Origin of the sequence: Pseudomonas sp. 57B-090624 (assembly GCF_003234055.1) — a bacterium.
Classification (GTDB): Bacteria; Pseudomonadota; Gammaproteobacteria; order Pseudomonadales; family Pseudomonadaceae; genus Metapseudomonas; species Metapseudomonas tohonis.
The window spans coordinates 1-20155 of sequence record NZ_QKRU01000073.1 but is presented as its reverse complement, the minus strand read 5'-3'; the positions used below and the strand labels follow the sequence as shown (position 1 = coordinate 20155).

Sequence of the window (20155 nt, the reverse complement as noted above, 5' to 3'; positions counted from 1 at the left end):
TCAGGAGATGACGCCGAAGCCGCGCGCCATCAGTGCGGCCAGCAGCGGGATGACCAGCACCGCCAGCAGCTCCAGGCGGATCGCCATGATCACCAGCCTGGCGGTCTTCGGGCTGACCTCGGGTACCTGCCCGGCCTTCAGCGCGTTGCGCCAGTTGAGGAAGACGAAGGTCGGAAGCGCAGACAGCAGCGCCACCAGGATGAACAGCCCGATCTTGGCGTGGAACACGCTGTTCTTCAGGTAGTACTCGGTGCCCTTGCCATACCACAGCACCCGCGCCAGGCCGGTGGCCAGCACCAGGCCGGCGCTCAGGCCATAGGCGATGTCCACCCGGATCAGGCTGCGCGCGCGCTCCAGGTCCAGGGGCAGCTTGAACAGGCGATGCTCCAGGACCAGCAGCGAGAAGAGGATGAAGATCGACAGGTAGTGCAGGTACGCGGCGATGGCTTGAGCCATGTGAACTCCTTTGCGGTCATCAGGGGGTGTTCTTATAGGGGGGCGGCTGCCTTTAGTTGGCGCTCTCCACGCGGTTGCGGCCGTTCTGCTTGGCCCGGTACAGGGCGCGGTCGGCCAGGTCCAGGGCTTCGTTCTGCGTTTGCTCGGGGCTCACCAGCAGGGTGCCGGCACTGAGGGTCTGGGCCAGCTCCTGGCCGGCGGCGCGCACCGGCTTATCGGCGATGCAGCGGCGCAGGCGCTCGGCGATGTGCTGCAGCTCCTCGTCGTCATGCACCGCCACCAGGGCGACGAACTCCTCGCCGCCGATGCGCACCAGCAGGTCGTCCGGGCGAAGCGCCGCGGTCATGCGCCGCGAACTCTCCCACAGCACCTGGTCGCCGGCGGCGTGGCCATGCTGGTCATTGACGCGCTTGAAGTGATCGAGGTCGGCATAGATCACCCCCAGGCGCAGGCCGGCCTTGGTGACGCGGGCCATTTCCTTGGGGAAGAACTGCGCCAGGGCGCCCCGGTTCCACAGTTGGGTCAGCGGGTCGATCAGCGCCTTGCGCTGCTCGCGGTCCACCGCGCGGCGCAGGTTCTGCGTCTGCTGGGCCATGCCGCGCAGCTGCAGGTAGCCCTCGGCCAGGGTCGCCAGGTCGCGCAGGCGGAACAGCTCCTCCTGGTCCAGGGTGCGTGGCCTGGGGTCGAGCATGCACAGGGTGCCGATGGGCATGCCGTTGCCGGAGAGCAGCGGCTGGCCGGCATAGAAGCGGACGAAGGGGGCGCCGACCACCAGCGGGTTGTCGCTGAAGCGGGCGTCGGCGAGCGTATCGGGGATCAGCAGCGGGCCGTTGCCTAGGATGGCGTGGCCGCAGAAGGAGATGTCGCGTGGGGTCTCCGAGGTCTCCAGGCCGATGCGCGCCTTGAACCACTGGCGATTGCGGTCCACCAGGCTGATCAGCACGGTTTCCACCCGGAACAGTTCACGGGTCAGGCGCACCAGGGTGTCGAGGTAGAGCTCGGCGGGGGTGTCGAGAATGTCCTGTTCGTCCAGGGCCTTCTGGCGACGGTCTTCATCGGGGTGGCACGGGGCGGCGAGCATGGGATTTCTCCAGTCAGTTCGCATGCGTGAACCAGGCGTCTCGTCGGGACAGGCGCCAGGCGAGGGCGCCGAGACTCAGGCCGCGCAACAGCATAAAACATAGGAACGCCAACCACAGGCCATGGTTTCCGAATGGTTGCAGCAGCAGGCCGACGGGCAGGCCGAGGAGCACCGCCAGGAGCATGGCATCGCGCATTTCCCGGGCCCGGGTCGCGCCGATGAACAGGCCGTCCAGCAGGTAGCTCCACACCGCCACCAACGGCAACACCGCCAGATAAGGAAGATAGACGTGGGCGACCGCGCGCACCTCCCCGATGTCGCTCTGCAGGTCGATGAACGGCCCCCCGGCGACGGCGAACAACAGCGCGAAGGCCAGGCTCGCCAGCAACGACCAGGCGCCGGCCACCAGCAGCGAGCGGCGCAGCTCGAGGCGGTTGCGCGCACCGATGGCGTGGCCGCACAGGGCTTCCACCGCATGGGCCAGGCCATCCAGCGCGTAGGCGGTGACCAGCAGGCCATTGAGCAGCAGCGCGTTGGCCGCCACGGTGGCGTCGCCCATGCGCGTGCCCTGCACCGTCAGCAGGAAGAACACCAGCTGCAGCGCCAGCGAGCGGATGAAGATGTCGCGGTTCACCGCCAGCAGCGGGCGCCAGGCACGCCACAGGCGCAGTGCCGGCCAGTCGATGCGGCCCGGGTGGCGACGCAGGGCGCCACGGGTCATTGCCAGGCCGATCAGTGCACCGCTCCATTCGGCGACCACCGCCGCCTGTGCGGCACCGGCCACGCCCAGGTCGAGCCCGAGGACGAACCACAGCGCCAGGGCGATGTTGGTCAGGTTGGTGCCCAAAAGGATGGCCAGCGGTGCGCGTGCGTTCTGGGTGCCGAGGAACCAGCCCACCAGCGCGTAGTTGGCCAGCGCCGCCGGCAGCCCCAGCAGGCGCAGGTGGAAGAACTCGCGGGTCATGGCGTCCAGTTCGGCCGAGGGATTCATCAAGCCCAGGGCCAGGCCGCTGAAGGGCACCGCCAGCAGCCCCAGCAGCAGCGCCAGGCCGAATGCCAGGCCCAGCCCCTGCAGCAGCACCTGGCGCAGGGCCCCGCCATCGGCACGCCCGGCGGCCTGGGCGGCGAAGCCGGTGGTGCCCATGCGCAGGAAGCCCAGCACCCCGAGCAGCAGCATGTACAGGGTGCTGCCTACCGCCACGGCGCCCAACTGGTGGGCATGGGGCAGATGGCCGACCACGGTACTGTCCACCAGTGCCACCAGGGGCACGGAGATGTTGGAGAGGATCATCGGCGCGGCCAGTGCCCAGACCCGGCGATGGGTGGGGGCGTGCCGCCAGGCGTCGGCTAATGCGCTCATACGGGGCTCCGGAAGGGCTGCGCAGTATAGCCGTGCAAAAGTGCGAAGAAGGTGGCTTTACGGCTGCCGGGGCTCGTCTATAGTTGCCGCGCGCGCACCTGCGCGTCCCCTCCCCGGAGCTCCTCCATGTCGTACAAAGGATTGTTACTGGCCCTCTCGCTGGGGCTGCTTGCCGCCTGCGATTCCTCCACCCCCGAACATGCCGTCGAGAAACCCGCCGCCGCACCCACGGTCGCCGAGGCCAAGCGCGCACCGGCCGACGTCGCTGCGCTGGCCAAGCGCTACGCCGGTCGCGAACTCAAGGTCGTGGATGTTTCCGAAACCCAGGTCGATGGTGCCAGCACGCTGTCGGTGAGCCTCTCCGTGCCCCTGGACCCGGAGCAGCCGTTCGCCGAGCGCCTGCACCTGGTGGACAAGGAAACGGGCAAGGTCGACGGTGCCTGGGAGCTCGACGACAGCCTCATGGAACTGCGCCTGCGTCACCTGGAGCCTAACCGCCAGCTGGTCCTGACCATCGACCCCGGCCTGCGCGCGGTGAACGACTCGCGCCTGGCGCAGGAGAGCGTCACCCGCCTGGAGACTCGTGACCAGCAGCCCAGCGTCGGATTCGCCAGCCAGGGCTCGCTGCTTCCAACCCGGCTTGCCGAGGGGCTGCCGGTGATCACCCTCAACGTCGACGCGGTGGATGTGGACTTCTTCCGCGTGCGCCCCGACGCGCTGCCGAAGCTGCTGTCGCGCTGGGGCCGTCGCAGCAACCTGGACTACTGGGAGGCCGACACCATCCTGAAGATGGCCGACCTCGCCTACAGCGGTCGCTTCGACCTCAAGCCCGCGCGCAACACCCGCGAGAACCTGCTGCTGCCCATCGCCGGCATCGAGCCGCTGAAGCAGCCCGGCGTCTACATCGCGTTGATGCGCCGCGCCGGCAGCTTCAACTACACCAACCCGGCGACGCTGTTCAGCCTCAGCGACATCGGCCTCTCCGCCCACCGCTTCCGCGATCGCCTCGACGTCTTCGCCCAGGCCCTGGACGGCGGCAAGGCACAGGGCGAGATCGGCCTGGAACTGCTCGACGAGAACGGCCAGTCGCTGGCCCAGGGCAAGACCGACGGCCAGGGCCACGCCCAGCTGCCGCTGACCAACAAGGCCCGCGTGCTGGTGGCGCGCCAGGGGCAACAGACCAGCCTGCTGCGCCTCGATGCCCCGGCGCTGGACCTCTCCGAGTTCGAGGTCACCGGCGCGACCGCCGAGCCGCTGCAGTTCTTCGTCTTCGGCCCGCGCGACCTCTACCGCCCCGGCGAGACCGTGCTGGTCAACGCCCTGCTGCGCGATGCCGATGGCCGCGCCGTTCCCGCCCAGCCGGTGAACGTGGAGGTGCGCCGCCCGGACGAGCAGGTCAGCCGCCGCTTCGTCTGGAACCCCGACGAGGGCGGTCTCTACCAGTACCAGCTGGCGCTTTCCGGCGATTCCCCCACCGGCCACTGGCAACTGCTGATCGACCTCGGCAACGGCCAGAAACAGCTCTATGAATTTTTGGTCGAGGACTTCCTCCCCGAGCGCATGGCCCTGGAGCTCAAGGGCAGCGACGAGCCGCTGGCCCCCGGCGATGCCGCCCGCTTCCAGGTCGAAGGCCGCTACCTCTATGGCGCGCCGGCCGCCGGCAACCGCATGACCGGCCAGCTCTACGTGCGCCCGCTGCGCGAGGCGGTGAAGTCGCTGCCCGGCTACCAGTTCGGCTCGGTGACCGAGGAGGACCTGAGCCAGGACATCGAACTGGACGAAACCAAGCTCGACGAAGAGGGCAAGGGCGCCCTGGAGATCGAAAGCCGCTGGGCCAACGCACGCTCGCCGCTGGAGCTGACCCTGCAGGCCAGCCTGCAGGAATCCGGTGGCCGGCCCGTCACCCGGCGCCTGGAGCAGCCGATGTGGCCGGCGCCACGCCTGCCCGGCCTGCGTGGCCTGTTCGACGGCGACGAGATCGACAGCAACGGCACCGCCGAAGTGGAGCTGCTGGTGGCCGACCCCGCCGGCAACAAGCTGGAAGCCAAGGGACTCAAGGTCCGCCTGGTTCGCGAGCGCCGTGACTACTACTGGAGCTACTCCGACGGCTCGGGCTGGAGCTACCACTACAACGAGAAGTACCTGAACGTCGACGAACAGCAGGTCGACGTCGCCGCCAACGCCACCGCCCGGGTCAGCTTCCCCGTGCAATGGGGCCCCTACCGCGTCGAAGTCGAGGACCCGCAGAGCGGCGTCACCAGCAGCCTGCGCTTCTGGGCCGGCTACCGCTGGCAGGACAACGCCGCCGGCGGTGCCGTGCGCCCGGACCAGGTCAAGCTGGCGCTGGACAAGCCCGCCTACGCCGAAGGCGAGGTGGCCAGGGTCACCGTCACCCCGCCCGCCGCAGGCAGCGGCTACCTGCTGGTGGAATCGGCCGACGGCCCGCTCTGGTGGCAGAGCATCGAGGTGCCGGCCGAGGGCAAGACCTTCGACATCCCCGTGGCTCGCGAGTGGACGCGCCACGACCTGTACGTCAGCGCGCTGGTGGTGCGTCCCGGCGAGCGCAAGGAGCGGGTCACACCCAAGCGCGCCGTGGGCCTGCTGCACCTGCCCCTGGAGCGGGCCCAGCGCAAGCTGGCGCTGACCCTGAGCGCCCCCGAGAAGATGCGCCCCAGCCAGCCCCTGGCGGTGCACGTGCAGGCGAAGAACGCCGACGGCAGCCCGGCGCGCCAGGTGCGCGTGCTGGTCGCCGCCGTGGATGCCGGCATCCTCAGCATCACCGACTACGCCACCCCCGATCCCTTCGCCACGCTGTTCGGGCGCAAGGCCTATGGCGCCGACCAGCTCGACGTCTACGGCCAGCTCATCGAAGCGGGGCAGGGGCGCCTGGCCTCCATCGCCTTCGGCGGTGACGCCGGTCTCGCGGCCGGCGGCAAGCGGCCCAACACCGAAGTGCGCCTGGTGGCGCTGCAGAGCGTGCCCGTGGCCCTGGACGACAAGGGCGAGGGCGAGATCAGCCTCGACATCCCCGACTTCAACGGCGAGCTGCGCCTCATGGCCCAGGCCTGGAGCGAGGACCGCTACGGCATGGCCGAAGCCAGGACGGTGGTGGCCGCGCCCCTGGTGGCCGAACTTTCCGCGCCGCGATTCCTCGCCGGAGGTGACGAAAGCACCGTCGCGCTGGACCTGACCAACCTCTCCGGCAAGCCCCAGGCGCTGGACGTGCGCCTGGAAGCCGAAGGCCAACTGCGCCTCGCCGACAGCCCCGGCAGCCAGACTGCGCCGCTGCAACTGGCCGACGGCCAGCGCACCACCCTGCGCATCCCGGTACGTGCCCTCGGCGGCTACGGCCAGGGGCGGATCAAGGTCCTGGTGAATGGCCTGGAGCTGCCCGGCGAAACCCTGGCGCCCTTCGCCCGCGACTGGACCCTGGGCATCCGCCCGGCCTGGCCGGCGCTGGTGAAGAACTTCCGCGCGGTGCTCAAGGGCGACAGCTGGAGCCTGCCCGCCGGCACCCTGGACGCCTTCCAGCCGACCGGCCGCGAAGCGCTGCTGGCGGTCTCCGCGCGCCCGCCGCTGAACATCGGCGAACACATCCGCGCGCTGCGCGCCTATCCCTATGGGTGCGCCGAGCAGACCACCAGCGGCCTCTACCCCTCGCTCTACGCCGACGCCGCGACCCTCTCGCGGCTGGGCATCGCGGGCGAGTCGGACGAGCAGCGGCGCAAGGCCATGGAGGTGGGCATCGAGCGCCTGCTGGGCATGCAGCGCTACAACGGTGGCTTCGGCTTGTGGAGCGCGGAGAGCGAGGAAGAGTTCTGGCTCACCGCCTATGTCACCGACTTCCTCCTGCGGGCCCGTGACCAGGGCTACGCGGTGCCGGCCGAGCCGCTGGCCAAGGCCAGCGAGCGGCTGCTGCGCTACCTGCAGGACCGCGACCTGATCGAAGTGAGCTACAGCCAGTACAGCGACCACAGCCGCTTCGCCGTGCAGGCCTATGCCGGCTACGTGCTCGCCCGCAGCCAGCAGGCACCCCTGGGCGCCCTGCGCAGCCTGTTCGAGCGCCGCGCCGAGTCCCGCTCCGGCCTGCCCCTGGTGCAACTGGCCGTGGCCCTCAGGGCCATGGGCGACCAGCCCCGCGCCGACCTGGCCCTGGAAGCCGGGCTGGCGGTGCAGCGCGACGACACCTTCTGGCTCGGCGACTACGGCAGCCGCCTGCGTGACCAGGCGATGATCCTCGCCCTGCTGGAAGAGAACGACCTCGCCGCCGACCGCCGCGAAGCACGCCTGTTCGACCTCGCCGATCTGCTGGGCTCGGACAACGGGCTGTCGACCCAGGAGCGCAACGCGCTGTTCCTCGCCGGGCGCGGCCTGCTGGGCAAGCCCGAAGCCGCCTGGCAGGCGAGCCTGGATGTCGGTGGGAAGGCGCGCGCCCTCGACCAGGACCACGGCGGCGTCAGGCTCGACGAGAGCCAGGTGGCCGAGCCCCTGACCCTGTCCAGCCAGACCAAGGCGCCGCTGTACCAGCGCCTGACCCTGTCCGGCTACCCGGCCGAGGCGCCGAAGGCGGGTGGCGAGAACTTCGTCATCCACCGCGAGTACCTGGGCATGGACGGCAAGCCGCTGGACATCCGCAACCTGGAAAGCGGCCAGCTGGTGCTGGTGCACCTGGGCGTGGAGGCCAAGGTACGTGCCCCCGACGCCCTGGTGATCGACCTGCTGCCCGCCGGCCTGGAGCCGGAGAACCAGAACCTGGCGCAGGGCGCCGCGAGCCTGGAGGACGCCGGCAGCCAGGTGAAGGAGTGGCAGGAAGCGATGCAGAACGCCGCGATCAAGCACCAGGAGTTCCGTGACGACCGCTACGTGGCCGCGGTGGACATCAACGAGTACGACCGCACCCACCTGCTCTACCTGGCCCGCGCCGTCACCCCCGGCCGCTACCGCGTGCCGCCGCCCCAGGTGGAGTCCATGTACCGCCCGCAATGGCAGGCGCTGGGCGATGCGCCGGAGGAGATGGTGATCAAGGCCCGCTGAAGCGCTTCCAGCAGGGCGGTGTTCGCGAGGGTGACGGTCAGGTGCCGTCATTCCCGCGAACGCGCCGCTTATTCGCAGGATGGGTAGCGCGAAGCGAAACCCATCACCAGGCCGCCTCGAAGCGACCTGTCGCACCGTCCCACTTCGGAGCCCTCATTCTTGTCGTTCCCCTCCACCTTGCACCGTGCCCGCCGCCTGCTGAAGCGCCGCTGGGTCGCGCTGCCGCTGCTGCTCCTGGTGCTGCTCTGGTGCGCCGACCGGCTGTTCCCGCTGCCCCTGCCGGCGGACGACCGGGCGCGGGTGGTGCTGGCGGAGGACGGCACGCCGCTGTGGCGCTTCGCCGATGCCGAGGGCGTGTGGCGCTACCCGATCACGCCGCGACAGGTCTCGCCCTACTACCTGGAGGCGCTGCTCACCTACGAGGATCGCTGGTTCTACCGCCATCCCGGGGTCAACCCGCTGGCCCTCGGCCGCGCCGCCTGGCAGAACCTCGCCGGTGGGCGCGTGCTGTCCGGCGGCAGCACCCTGTCGATGCAGGTGGCGCGCCTGCTCGACCCGCACCCGCGCACCCTCGGCGGCAAGCTGCGCCAGCTGTGGCGCACCCTGCAGCTGGAGTGGCACCTGTCCAAGGACGAGATCCTCACCCTCTACCTCGACCGCGCGCCCTTCGGCGGCACCCTGCAGGGCGTGGCGGCGGCGAGCTGGAGTTACCTGGGCAAGCCGCCCTCGACGCTGACTCGCGCCGAAGCGGCGCTTCTCGCGGTGTTGCCCCAGGCGCCGAGCCGGCTGCGCCCGGACCGCCACCCGCAACGCGCCACCGCCGCCCGGGACAAGGTGCTGCGCCGACTCGCCGAATACGGGGTATGGCCCCAGGCGACGGTGGACGAGGCGCTGGAGGAGCCGGTGCTGCTGGCGCCGCGCCAGGAGCCGCGCCTTGCGCCCCTGCTGGCACGCCGCCTCAACCGCCCCGGCAGCCCGCAGCTGATCCGCACCACCCTCGACGCCAACCTGCAGCGGCGCCTGGAAGACCTGCTGCTGGGCTGGCGCGTGCGCCTGCCGGAGCGCACTTCGGCGGCGATCCTGGTGGTGGAGCACTCGAGCATGGCGGTGCGTGCCTACCTCGGCTCCGTGGAGATGGACGACGCCCGTCGCTTCGGCCATGTCGACATGGTCGGTTCCCTGCGCTCGCCGGGCTCCACCCTCAAGCCCTTCCTCTATGGCATGGCCCTGGACGCCGGGCTGATCCACTCCGAATCCCTGCTGCAGGACGTGCCGCGTCGCTATGGCGACTACCGCCCCGGCAACTTCTCCACGGGCTTCAGCGGCCCGGTGGCGGCCAGCGAGGCGCTGGCCACCTCCCTCAACCTGCCCGCCGTGCAACTGCTGGAAGCCTACGGGCCGAAGCGCTTCGCCGGCGAACTGCGCAGTGCGGGCCTGCCGCTGGTGCTGCCGGTCGGCGCCGAGCCCAGCCTGGCGCTGATCCTCGGCGGCGCCGGTGCGCGGCTGGAGGACCTGGTGGGGGCCTACGCCGCCTTCGCCCGCCAGGGCCGCGCTGCGGCGCCGCGCCTGCAACCCGACGACGCCCTGCGTGAGAAGCGCCTGCTGTCCCCCGGCGCGGCCTGGATCGTGCGGCGCATCCTTTCCGGCCAGTCGCGCCCGGACCGCGACCCGCAGGCGCTGCCGCCGCTGCGCCCGGCGCTGGCGGTGAAGACCGGCACCAGCTACGGCTTCCGTGACGCCTGGGCCATAGGCGTGGGGCCGCGCTACCTGGTCGGCGTGTGGATCGGCCGCCCCGACGGCACGCCGGTGCCTGGCCAGTTCGGCCTGGCCTCGGCGGCGCCGCTGCTGGTGCAGGTGCACGACGTGCTGGTCAACCGCGACGCCCAGCGCGGCAGCGCCCAGCCACTGGACGACAAGCCCGACTCGGTGGGCATCGCCGCCATCTGCTGGCCCCTGGGCCAGTCGCTGCCTCGCGATGACGCCAATTGCCGTCGCCAGCGCCTGGCCTGGACCCTCGATGGCACCGTTCCGCCGACCCTGCAGGCCGCCGACCAGCCCCTGGGCCTCGGCCTGCGCCAGAGCGTGTGGCTGGATGCGCGCGGGTTGCGCACCGCCCCCGGCTGCCCGGGCGCCAGCGCCCATGAGCTGGCGTTGTGGCCGGCACCGCTGGAGCCCTGGCTGCCCCGTCGCGAGCGTCGGTCGGCGCGGCTGCCGGCGGTCGCGCCGGACTGCCCGCCACCCTTGCCGCCGGCGGCCGCTGCGCTGTCCATCGTCGGCCTGCGCGCCGGCGACCAGTTGCGCCGCCCCGCCGCCAGTGCCGGGCCGCTTCGGGTACGCCTCTCGGCGCTGGGCGGCAGCGGCCGGCGCTGGTGGTTCCTGGATGGCCGGCCCCTGGGCGAGACGGCGGCGGACGCGGCGTTCGACCAGGTGCTCGACGAGGTCGGCCGGCACCAGCTGAGCCTGCTGGACGAGGCGGGCGCTACCGCTCGTCTGGAGTTCAGCGTGATCGAATGAGTTTGGACTCAAGTAGGAATAGGCCTTGGGCGATAAGAGCTTGTACATTTCAACAAGATGAATTGTCTGCTTCTCTGTATACAATCTGCTGCCGCCTTCACCGAGCCCCTATAAAAATTCCAGGAGACAACTCCATGCGCCTCTGGCAACGCAGTATTCAGTGGCAGCTGATCCTCAGCATGGGCGCGGCCCTGCTGGCCAGCATCCTCATCGTGGTGGGGATCTACTCCGCCGTGGTCAACCGCCTCACCGACCGCTACCTGGTGGGGGAAGCGCTGCCCAAGAGCACGCTGGCGATCCGCAACGACCTCGAGCGGGTACTGGCCGAGCCGCTCACCGCCGCCCAGGGCATCGCCCGGAACAGCCTGGTTCACGACTGGCTGGGCGCCGGCGAGGACCCGGCCCGGCAACAGGACTTCGTCCGCTACCTGTCCGGCGTGCAAGCGCAGCAGAAGGCGCTGACCACCTTCCTGGTGGGGTTGGACTCGGGCAACTACTACACCGACAAGGGCCTCAACCGCACGCTCACCCGCGGGCCCCAGGAGAACAACTGGTTCTATGGCTTCGTCGACGGCAGCAAGGACCGCTCGCTGGACATCGACGTCGACGCCAGCACCCACCAGCCGACCCTGTTCATCAACCAGCGCGTCTCCGCCGGTGGCAAGACCCTGGGCGTCGCCGGGCTGGGCTACAGCCTCAGCGGCATGAGCGACCTGATCCGCAACTTCCGCTTCGGCGAGAACGGCCGCGTCTACCTGGCCAGCGCCGACGGCAAGGTGAAGATCCACCCGCAATCCGAGTTCAACGACACCCGCACGCTGCAGGAGCTGACCAGCGCCGACGCGGCCCGCCAGTTGCTGGCCGGCGAAGGCAAGGCCGTGACCTTCGAGCGTGACGGCGAGGTCTTCCTGGCCCTGGCCCAGCCGCTGCAGTCCATCGACTGGGTGCTGGTGAGCGAGGTGCCCGAGGCGGAAATCTACGGCGACGCGCGCCAGGCCCTGGTGATGACCAGCCTGGTGGGCATCGGCGTGGCGCTGCTGTTCCTGGTGCTGGTGGTGTTCCTCGCCCGGGGGCTGGTGCGGCCGATCCGCCAGGTGACCTCCGCGCTGGTGGAGATCGGCGGTGGCGGCGGCGACCTGACCCGCCGCCTGGACGACAACCGCGCCGACGAACTGGGCGACCTGGCCCGTGGCTTCAACCGTTTCCTCGAAGGCCAGCGCAGCCTGATCGGCGAGGTGCTGGCCACCAGCCAGAGCCTGCGCACCGCCGTCGGCCAGGTGACCACGGTGGTGGAGAACACCGCCGGGCGCGCCGGGCAGCAGCAGGAGATGACCGACATGGTCGCCACCGCCGTCCACGAGATGGGCCTGACGGTGCAGGAGATCGCCCGCAATGCCGGCAACGCCGCCCTCAGTTCGCAGCAGGCCCGCGACGAGGCCCTGCAGGCGCGCAAGGTGGTGGGCGAGTCCATCGGCCATATCGAGAAGATGTCCGGGGAGATCGGCGGCGCGGCGGGCGCCGTCACCGAGCTGGCCAACCAGGTGGCGTCCATCGACCAGGTGCTGGCGGTGATCCGCGGCATCTCCGAGCAGACCAACCTGCTGGCGCTGAACGCGGCGATCGAGGCGGCACGCGCCGGCGAGATGGGCCGTGGCTTCGCCGTGGTGGCGGACGAGGTGCGCACGCTCGCCAGCCGCACCCAGTCCTCCACCGACGAGATCCAGCAGATGATCCAGCGCCTGAAGTCGGGCGCCGAGACGGCGGTGACCTCCATGCACGCCGGGCAGTCGGCCACCGGCACCGGCGTCGAGGCCAGCCAGCGCACCGGCACGTCCCTGGCGGCGATCACCGAGCAGGTGGAGAAGATCAGCGACATGAACCACCAGGTGGCGGCCGCCACCGAGGAGCAGTCCTCGGTCACCGAGGAGATCAACCGCAACGTCCAGGGCATCGCCGACCTGGCCAGCGCTACCGCGGGCGAGGTACGCGCCTGCCGCGAGGATTGCCAGGTGCTCAGCCGCCTGGCCGACGACCTGGCCCGGCAGATGGGCAGCTTCCGTCTCTGACGGGCCGCCCGGTGGGGAGGGTCAGGCCGTTTCCAGGCGGTCGCGGCCCTTTTCCTTGGCCTGGTACAGCGCGTCGTCCACGCGCTTGAAGAAGGCTTCGGCATCGCCGTCGCGCTGCGCGTCGTAGCAGCCGACGCCGAGGCTGGCGGTGAGCGGCAAGCGCTCGCCCTTGAGCACCAGGCCCTTGGCCGCCAGGTCGCGGCGGAAATCCTCGGCCAGCTTGGACGCCTGCTTCAGCCCGGTGTCGGGCATCAGCACGCCGAACTCCTCGCCCCCCAGGCGCAGCAGCGCATCGCTGTCGCGGCGGAACACCTCGCGCATGCGCTCGGCGAACTGCTGCAGGCACTGGTCACCCATGGCGTGGCCGTGCTCGTCGTTGATGCGCTTGAAGAAGTCGATGTCCAGCAGCACCAGCGACAGCGGCGAGTCCTGGCGCGAGGCGGTGGCGACCATGGCCGGGAACAGGTTGTTGAACTGGTAGCGGTTGCCCAGCTGGGTGAGGCCGTCGGTGCGGCTCAGGGCGTCCAGGCGCTGGCGCTGTTCCAGCAGTTGCAGCTCCAGCTTCACGGTGCCCAGGTATTCGCGGTGGCTGCGCGACAGCGCCAGCACCAGGTAGCTGAGGTAGAAGGCCAGGGTCACCAGCTCGGCCCGCTGCGGCTCGGGGTGGATGCCCAGGGCGATCAGGCCCGGCAGGTAGAGCAGCAGGATGGCGACCACGGCGCGGCGCCGGCGCATGGCGAAGTTGAAGGCCATGGCGGTGCTGAAGGCGATGGTGCTGAGGGTGGCGATGATCCGCGAGTCGGCGAAGTCGGGGGTCAGCAGCACCCAGGCGTGGGCCAGGCCCCAGGCCAGGCAGGTGGCGAGGATCAGCGTCCAGTGGCGGTTGAGCCAGCCCAGCAGCTCCAGCTCCGAGCCGTTCTTCGGCGGTACGTGGAGGACGCGCGCGGCCAGCATCAGGCCGAAGAACAGGGTGCCGGCGAGGCCGAGGCCGAGGTCGTGCAGGGGCGTCGCGCTGAACAGCCAGGCCAGCACCCAGGCCAGCAGGTAGTAGAGGCCACCGAGGCGCGTGCGGATGCGGGTGTCCTGGATCTCGCGCCAGAGGGCGAAACCCTCGGGGTGTTGCGGCAGCTCTGCGTCAGTCATGTGCTGTGATCACAAATACGGCTGGGTCGGCAGAGCTTATCGCGTTCCTCGGCCGATAGCAGCACATGGCTATCGCAGTTCGTCAGCCGCGGCGGATCATCCACACGCCGCCGATGATCAGCACCATCCCGGCGATCTTGCCGAGGCTGATGGGCGCCTCGCGGTAGCCGACCCAGCCGTAGTGATCGAGCACCAGGGCCATGCTCAGCTGGCCGGCGAGGACCAGGGCCATGAACAGCATGGCGCCGATGCGGGGGCCGGCGAAGGCGGCGGTGGCGATGAACACGGCGCCCAGCAGGCCACCGCTCCAGTGCCACCAGGTGAGCCCCTTCAGCGCCGCGAAGCTGGGCAGCTCGCGCTGCACGGCGGCCACGGCGAAGAGCGCCACCGTGCCCACCAGGAAGGAAATCAGCGCGGCGCTCATGACGCTGGACACCTGCCTGGACAGCAGGCCGTTGATACCGGCCTGCAACGGCAGGAAGGCTCCGGCGATGAAGGGCAGGGCGAGCAGCCACCAGGCACTGGGCATGGGTATCTCCTGTTCTCGGGGGGCGCACAGTATGCCGCCCGCCCCCCCGGGCTGTCGCCCGTCAGCGCATCAGGGCCACTGCATCTCGCCCTTGAGCACCTTGGCGCTGAGCTCCAGGTCGGCCTCGCCGGCCAGGCCCGGGTAGCGCTTCTTCATGGCGGTGATCAGCGCGGCGGCGTCCTTGGCCTTGGGCAGTTCCTGCTCCAGCGCCTTCAGGTAGTCGCGGGTGAAGCGGAGGTCGCCGAGACCGGCGGCGCGCTCGCCCAGGTAGTGGCCGGGGATCACCTGCTCGGGTTTGAGCGCTTCGATGCGATCCAGCGCGGCGACCCAGTTGCGGCGCGATTCGACGCTCTGCGAGTCGGCGGTCCACACGTGCATGTTGCCGCTTACCAGTACGCCGCCCAGCTGGGTGCGCAGCGAGGGCACCCACAGGCTGGTGTGGGCCGGGTCGGCGCTGTCCAGGCCGATCACTTCGATGCGCTGGCCTTCCAGCTCCAGGCTGTCGCCTTCCAGCGGCTTCGGCACCACCAGGGCCTTGGGCGCGCCGTCCTTGAGGATCGGGCCCCAGTAGGCGAGCTTCAGGTCCTTGGTGGCCTGGATGTGCTCGATGGTCGGCGCGGTGGCCAGCACCTCGGCCTCGGGGAAGGCGCGCACCAGGGTGTCCAGGCCGAAGTAGAAGTCCGGGTCGCCGTGGCTGATGAAGATGGTGGTCAGGCGCTTGCCGCTGGCCTGGATGCGGCGCACCAGTTCGTCGGCCTCGTGGCTGGAGAACTGCGCGTCCACCAGCAGGGCGTCGTGCTCGCCGAGGATCAGCGACGAGGTGACCGGGAACACGGCCTTGTCGCCGGGGTTGTAGACCTGCAGTTGCAGGGGCTGGGCCAGGGCGCTGCCGGTGGCGGCGATCAGGGCGGCGCCGGCCAGCAGGCGGCGCAGGGAAGCGAAGGGGGCCATTGCGAAATCCTCGATGGAAGAGGCGCTCAGGATAGTTGCTCGGAATGCAGCTAAAAACGCCATAATCCGCACTTGTTTGTTGCACATTCCGAGCGTTCCTATGGACCGGATAACCGCCATGCGGGTCTTCGTCGAGGTGGTGGAGCGGGGCAGCCAGACCGCCGCCGCCGAAGCCCTGGAAATGTCACGGGCGATGGTCTCGCGCCATCTCGCCGCACTCGAGGAGTGGGCCGGCGCGCGGCTCCTGCACCGCAGCACCCGGCGCCTCAGCCTGACCGGCACCGGCGAGCAGATGCTGCCGCAGTGTCGTGAGCTCTGTGCCCTGGCCGAGGCCATGCAGCACCTGGGCCGGGACAGCCGCGAGGCGCCGCGCGGTCGCTTGCGCGTCACCTGCAGCCAGTCCTTCGCGCAGGCCTGGCTGGTGCACGAGATCGGCCGCTTCCAGGTGCGCTGCCCGGGCGTGAGCGTCGACCTGCTGGTCAGCAGCCAGGCGGTGAACCTGATCGAGGAGCGCGTGGACCTGGCCCTGCGCATCACCAACCAGCTCGACCCCAACCTGGTGGCCCGCAAGCTCGCCACCTGCCGCTCCGTGGTCTGCGCCACCCCGGCCTACCTCGCCCGCCACGGCTTGCCGCGCAGCCCCGAGGACCTCGCCCGGCACAACTGCCTGACCTACTCCTTCTTCGGCCGCAGCCTCTGGGCCTTCTTCCGCGACGGCGAACCTTGCGCGGTGCCGGTGGACGGCAGCCTCAGCGCCAATGAGTCCATGGTGCTGCTGGAGGCCACCCTGGCCGACCAGGGCATCAGCCTGCAGCCGCGCTACTCGGTGGCCGCGCACCTGCGCTCCGGCGCCCTGGTGCCCCTGCTGCCGGGCTACGAGCCCCAGGAGCTGGGCATCTACGCCCTCTACGGCACCCGCCGGCAGATGCCCGCCGCCCTGCGTCTGCTGCTCGACCACCTGGCCGAACGCCTGCAGGACGACCCCGACTGGGATTTGTGAGCCCGTGCTCCCCGGGTTACATGGCCATTGGCAGCGGACTCTTGTGGGAGCGGATTCATCCGCGAAAGGCGTTGCCGGTTGCACTCGACCTGCATGCTGCTGATGGCGGCTCTCGTAGGATGGCGTAGAGCGAAGCGAAACCCATCGAGCGGAGTGGCAGGCTGCCCCTAGAGGCGCGCCGCCAACTCCGCGCCTTCGCGTATCGCCCGCTTGGCGTCCAGCTCGCCAGCGCGGCGGGCGCCGCCGATCAGGTGCAGGCGCAGGTGGTCGGAGCCCTGCACCGGTTGCAGCTCGCACAGCGGCTCCTGGCCGGCGCAGATCACCACGTTATCCACAGGCAGCACCTGTTCCCGGCCCTCGATCTCGATATGCAGGCCGTCATTGTCGATGCGCCGGTAGGCGACCCCGCCGAGCATGTGCACGCCGTTGCGCGCCAGGTGGGCGCGGTGCACCCAGCCGCTGGTCTTGCCCAGGCCGCTGCCGAGGGCGCCGGGCGTGCGTTGCAGCAGCCAGATTTCCCGCTGCGGCGTGGCCGGCTCGGCGGCCACCAGGCCGCCCGGCGTGCTGCCGCCGAGGTCGATGCCCCACTCAGCACGCCACTGTTCCGGGCTGGGGCTGCGCCCGTGAAGCAGGTAGGCGGCGAGGTCGAAGCCGATGCCACCCGCGCCGATCAGCGCCACCCGGTGGCCCACCGGGGCGCCCTGCAGCACCTGCAGGTAGCTCAGCACCTTGGCATGGTGGATGCCCTCGATGGCCGGCAGGCGTGGGCGCACGCCGGTGGCGACTATCACGTCGTCGTAGTGGCCGCTGAGCTCGCCGGGGGCGATGCGCCGGCCCAGCACCAGCTCCACGCCCAGGCGCTGCAGGCGGGTGCGGAAGTAGCGCAGGGTCTCGGCGAATTCCTCCTTGCCGGGAATGCGCCGGGCCAGGTCGAACTGCCCGCCGATGGTGTCGGCAGCCTCGAACAGGGTGACCCGGTGCCCGCGCTCGGCGGCCACGCAGGCGGCGGAGAGCCCCGCCGGGCCGGCACCGACCACGGCGATGCGCTTGTGCTGGCGGGCGCGGGAATAGCGCAGCTCGGTCTCGTGGGCGGCGCGCGGGTTGACCAGGCAGCTGGCGCGGCGGTTGGCGAAGGCGTGGTCGAGGCAGGCCTGGTTGCAGGCGATGCAGGTGTTGATCTCCTCGCCCCTGCCGGCGGCGGCCTTGGCCACGAACTGCGGGTCGGCCAGCAGCGGGCGGGCCATGGACACCAGGTCCGCCTGGCCGCTTGCGACGATGGCCTCGGCCAGCTCCGGGGTGTTGATGCGGTTGCTGGCGATCAGCGGGATACGCAGCTCCTTGCGCAGCCGCGCGGTGACCTCGACGAAGGCGCCGCGGGGCACCGAGGTGACGATGGTCGGCACCCGCGATTCGTGCCAGCCGATGCCGGTGTTGAGCAGGGTGAGGCCGGCGTCCTGCAGGGCGAGGGCGATCGCGCGCACCTCGTCCCAGGTGTTGCCGCCTTCCACCAGGTCCAGCAGCGACAGGCGATAGCAGAGGATGAAGCGCTCGCCGGCCATGCGGCGGATGCGCCGGACGATCTCCAGCGCCAGGCGCATGCGGTTTTCCAGGCTGCCGCCCCAGCGGTCGCGGCGCTGGTTGGTGCGCGGGCAGAGGAACTGGTTGAGCAGGTAGCCCTCGCTGCCCATCACCTCGACGCCATCGTAGGCCGCCGCCTTGGCCAGGCGCGCGCAGCGCACGAAGGCGCGGATGGTCTTCTCGATGCCGCGCTCGCTCAGCTCCCTCGGGGCGAACCAACTGATGGGCGACTTGACCGATGAGGCCGAGACCACCAGCGGGTGGTAGCCATAGCGCCCGGCGTGGAGGATCTGCAGCAGGATGCGCCCGCCCTCGGCGTGCACCGCCTGGGTCAGGCGCCGGTGGGCGGGCACCTCCATGCCGCCGGTAAGGCTGCTGCCCAGGGGCAGCAACCAGCCCTCGCGGTTGGGCGCGAAGCCGCCGGTGATGATCAGCCCCACGCCGCCCCGGGCGCGCTCGCGGTAGTAGGCGGCGAGCTTGCCGAAGTCCCACAGGCGGTCTTCCAGCCCGGTGTGCATCGAGCCCATCACCACGCGGTTGCGCAGCTGGACGAAGCCGAGGTCGAGGGGGGACAGCAGATGCGGGTAGGGCGATAGGCTGTGCATGGGGCGCCGTCGTGGAAGGGGAACGGACCCTCACCATAGAAAGATGCGCAGGCGCGGTGAACGGCCCGGCTGACGGCATCGCCAGGCATTTCGGTCAAGGGCGGCTGTGCCCGGCGCTTGTGCGCGGCGTGCTTCAGTGGGGCTCATGGTCCCCGGCTGAAGCCCGGGCTACGGTGCTATGGCCGGGAGAGCCTCAGAGGCTCTTTCGCAGCCTGTGGATAAGACCGTGACAGGTCAGGGAAAGCAGGTGGTTCAGGTCTTCAGCGGCGAATACGGAGCGGAATCGGAAAGCATTTCTCCAGCTGAGTTGCCGGCGGAAGAATTCGCCCCACGGCATCTTCCGGGTAACCGAGCAGGTGTATTTCGTTTCCCGGCTCTGCAGGGCGTAGAGGTGGCCCGACAGGGTGACCCTGGGGCGCCAGAACAGCGGCAATGACGCTGCTCCTAGCGATACGTCCCAATAGTCGCCCACCAGGAACCGGGGGACGACGACGTCCAGTACCAGGTCAGTAGGCGCAGGGTTGGATGCCTGGTCGGCAGGGGGCAGGTCGATGATTTCCTCCAGCTGGGCCAGCAGGGCCGCGCCGAGTCCTGCATCGGGGCGCTGCGGGGCCTGGGGATGTGGCGCGATGCTGAGCCGGCCGAGGAATACCCTGGGTTTCTCCCGTTTCAGCAAGCGTTTGAGGCGGGTGATCATGGGTTCGTCTCAGCCCTTCACCGGCCCGCCTTCATCACCACCCTGTACCCCGCCCGCTTCATGCATTGCCGCCGTGGCGCGGCCGAGGATGGCGCCGACCACCTCGTCCTTGCCGGCGGTGTAGGCGTCGCGGTCGGTGGGGAAGCGCTCGGCGAGCTGGCGTTTGACCCGGGCGTATTCGGCGGCGTCCTCGGGGTGGGCGCGCAGGTGGTCGCGAAACAGCAGGTGACGCACGGCGTTGGCCTGGGTCATCACGTGCACGTGGTGGGTGCGGCTTGTGCCCCTGGGGGGCATGCCCTTGACGAAGAACATGCGGTCGGTGGCCGGGTTGTCGCGCCAGAACTGGTAGCCGAGGGCTTCCAGCGGGGCGACCAGGCGCTGCCAGTCGTAGCCGGGCGGGGGCAGCAGGAGGATGTCGATCACCGGCTTGGCGGCGAGGCCGGGGACCGAGGTGCTGCCGAAGTGCTCCAGGCGCAGGCCCGGGATCGCCAGCGCTTCGCTGATGGCGGTGGCTTCCTCGCGGTAGCGGCGGGGCCAGTCGGGGTCCGGGTCGACCACTTCGATGCGGTCGCTGCCTGCATTGCTCCAGTTCGTGCCATCGAAGGTGGGCTCATCGGCTGGCGGGGTCATCCCTGTTCCTGGCATGGCGGTCAGTCGCTCGTGGTCAGTGCGCGGTCCATCAGTACCAGGGCGACGCGGCGGCCGTCCGGGTCCTGGCGTTCGGCGATGCCGTTGAGCTGGTAGCCCAGGCGGGCATAGAGCAGCAGCCCGGCGGCGTTGGCGTTGAAGCAGGAGATGCGCAGGCGGGTGGCGTGGTAGTGCTCGCGGGCGAGGTTCTCCATGACGCCGACCAGGTACTGGGCGACGCCATGGCCGCGCGCCCAGGGCGCGACCATGAGGTTGCCGAGGGCGCAGAAATCGTTGTGCTGCCACTGGTAGAAGTTGGCGAAGCCGGCCACGCGGCCCTCCAGCAGCACCACGGTGTTGTCGCGACGCTCGGCCATCACCGCGGCGAGCTGGCCGACGGTGAGCGGCCAGATGCCCTTGGGGTAGCAGAAGAAGAGTTCGTCGCGGTCCTGGGGGAAGCCGACGACCTCGTCGAGATCGGCGGCCTGGGCGGGGCGGTGGCTGAGGGCGGGGC

The 20155-nt window shown here is 70.3% G+C and carries 14 protein-coding genes and 1 pseudogene; 5 read left to right on the top strand and 10 right to left on the bottom strand.

What is annotated here, in order from left to right:
• From DMX10_RS26355 to DMX10_RS26345, 3 genes are read right to left on the bottom strand one after another with little or no spacing between them, the layout of a single operon-like run.
• Positions 1–456, bottom strand: a complete 456-nt coding sequence (locus DMX10_RS26355; RefSeq protein WP_111263874.1) for a DUF2214 family protein — start codon at positions 454–456, stop codon at positions 1–3.
• A 52-nt stretch (positions 457–508) separates the two neighbouring features.
• Positions 509–1537 carry a sensor domain-containing diguanylate cyclase gene (locus tag DMX10_RS26350; protein WP_111263873.1) on the bottom strand — a complete coding sequence of 343 codons (1029 nt, stop codon included), beginning with the start codon at positions 1535–1537 and terminating at the stop codon, positions 509–511.
• Between the two features lie 13 nt (positions 1538–1550).
• Entirely contained in the window at positions 1551–2897 is a 1347-nt protein-coding gene (locus tag DMX10_RS26345) for an MATE family efflux transporter (protein WP_111263872.1), read from the bottom strand.
• Between the two features lie 126 nt (positions 2898–3023).
• On the opposite strand from DMX10_RS26345, the gene DMX10_RS26340 reads away from it, so the two are divergent.
• The 4 genes and pseudogenes from DMX10_RS26340 to DMX10_RS33755 all read left to right on the top strand — a co-directional run bounded on the left by DMX10_RS26340 (position 3024) and on the right by DMX10_RS33755 (position 12511).
• The gene (locus DMX10_RS26340; RefSeq protein ID WP_111263871.1) at positions 3024–7931 is read left to right on the top strand and encodes an alpha-2-macroglobulin; all 4908 of its coding nucleotides are present in this window, start codon (positions 3024–3026) and stop codon (positions 7929–7931) included.
• A gap of 159 nt (positions 7932–8090) precedes the next feature.
• Positions 8091–10445, top strand: a complete 2355-nt coding sequence (pbpC, locus tag DMX10_RS26335; protein WP_256604863.1) for a peptidoglycan glycosyltransferase PbpC — start codon at positions 8091–8093, stop codon at positions 10443–10445.
• A pseudogene (locus DMX10_RS33760) lies at positions 10442–11644 on the top strand (cache domain-containing protein); the annotation flags it as partial. The gene pbpC and the pseudogene DMX10_RS33760, both read left to right, overlap by 4 nt.
• A 129-nt stretch (positions 11645–11773) precedes the next feature.
• Positions 11774–12511 carry a methyl-accepting chemotaxis protein gene (locus DMX10_RS33755; protein ID WP_371921729.1) on the top strand — a complete coding sequence of 246 codons (738 nt, stop codon included), beginning with the start codon at positions 11774–11776 and terminating at the stop codon, positions 12509–12511.
• A gap of 21 nt (positions 12512–12532) precedes the next feature.
• Here DMX10_RS33755 and DMX10_RS26325 read toward each other — a convergent pair whose 3' ends face one another.
• The 3 genes from DMX10_RS26325 to DMX10_RS26315 all read right to left on the bottom strand — a co-directional run bounded on the left by DMX10_RS26325 (position 12533) and on the right by DMX10_RS26315 (position 15134).
• A complete protein-coding gene (locus DMX10_RS26325; protein ID WP_111263869.1) occupies positions 12533–13654 on the bottom strand; it encodes a GGDEF domain-containing protein in 1122 nt (373 codons plus the stop codon).
• Between the two features lie 82 nt (positions 13655–13736).
• Entirely contained in the window at positions 13737–14183 is a 447-nt protein-coding gene (locus DMX10_RS26320) for a DMT family transporter (protein ID WP_111263868.1), read from the bottom strand.
• Between the two features lie 69 nt (positions 14184–14252).
• Positions 14253–15134: an MBL fold metallo-hydrolase gene (locus tag DMX10_RS26315; protein ID WP_111263867.1), complete on the bottom strand. Its 882-nt coding sequence runs from the start codon at positions 15132–15134 to the stop codon at positions 14253–14255.
• Between the two features lie 100 nt (positions 15135–15234).
• On the opposite strand from DMX10_RS26315, the gene DMX10_RS26310 reads away from it, so the two are divergent.
• Positions 15235–16134, top strand: coding sequence for a LysR family transcriptional regulator (locus tag DMX10_RS26310; protein ID WP_111263866.1), 900 nt, complete (start codon positions 15235–15237; stop codon positions 16132–16134).
• 167 nt (positions 16135–16301) lie between these two features.
• Here the strand turns inward: DMX10_RS26310 and DMX10_RS26305 are convergent, their stop codons facing one another.
• The 4 genes from DMX10_RS26305 to DMX10_RS26290 all read right to left on the bottom strand — a co-directional run.
• Positions 16302–18317, bottom strand: a complete 2016-nt coding sequence (locus DMX10_RS26305) for an NADPH-dependent 2,4-dienoyl-CoA reductase (RefSeq protein WP_111263865.1) — start codon at positions 18315–18317, stop codon at positions 16302–16304.
• Between the two features lie 193 nt (positions 18318–18510).
• Positions 18511–19014: a hypothetical protein gene (locus tag DMX10_RS26300; RefSeq protein WP_111263864.1), complete on the bottom strand. Its 504-nt coding sequence runs from the start codon at positions 19012–19014 to the stop codon at positions 18511–18513.
• 9 nt (positions 19015–19023) lie between these two features.
• On the bottom strand, positions 19024–19644 hold the full coding sequence (locus DMX10_RS26295; RefSeq protein ID WP_111263863.1) for a GrpB family protein: 621 nt from the start codon (positions 19642–19644) through the stop codon (positions 19024–19026).
• Between the two features lie 20 nt (positions 19645–19664).
• Positions 19665–20155: GNAT family N-acetyltransferase (locus tag DMX10_RS26290; protein ID WP_111263862.1), on the bottom strand; the 491-nt coding region annotated here is incomplete at its 5' end.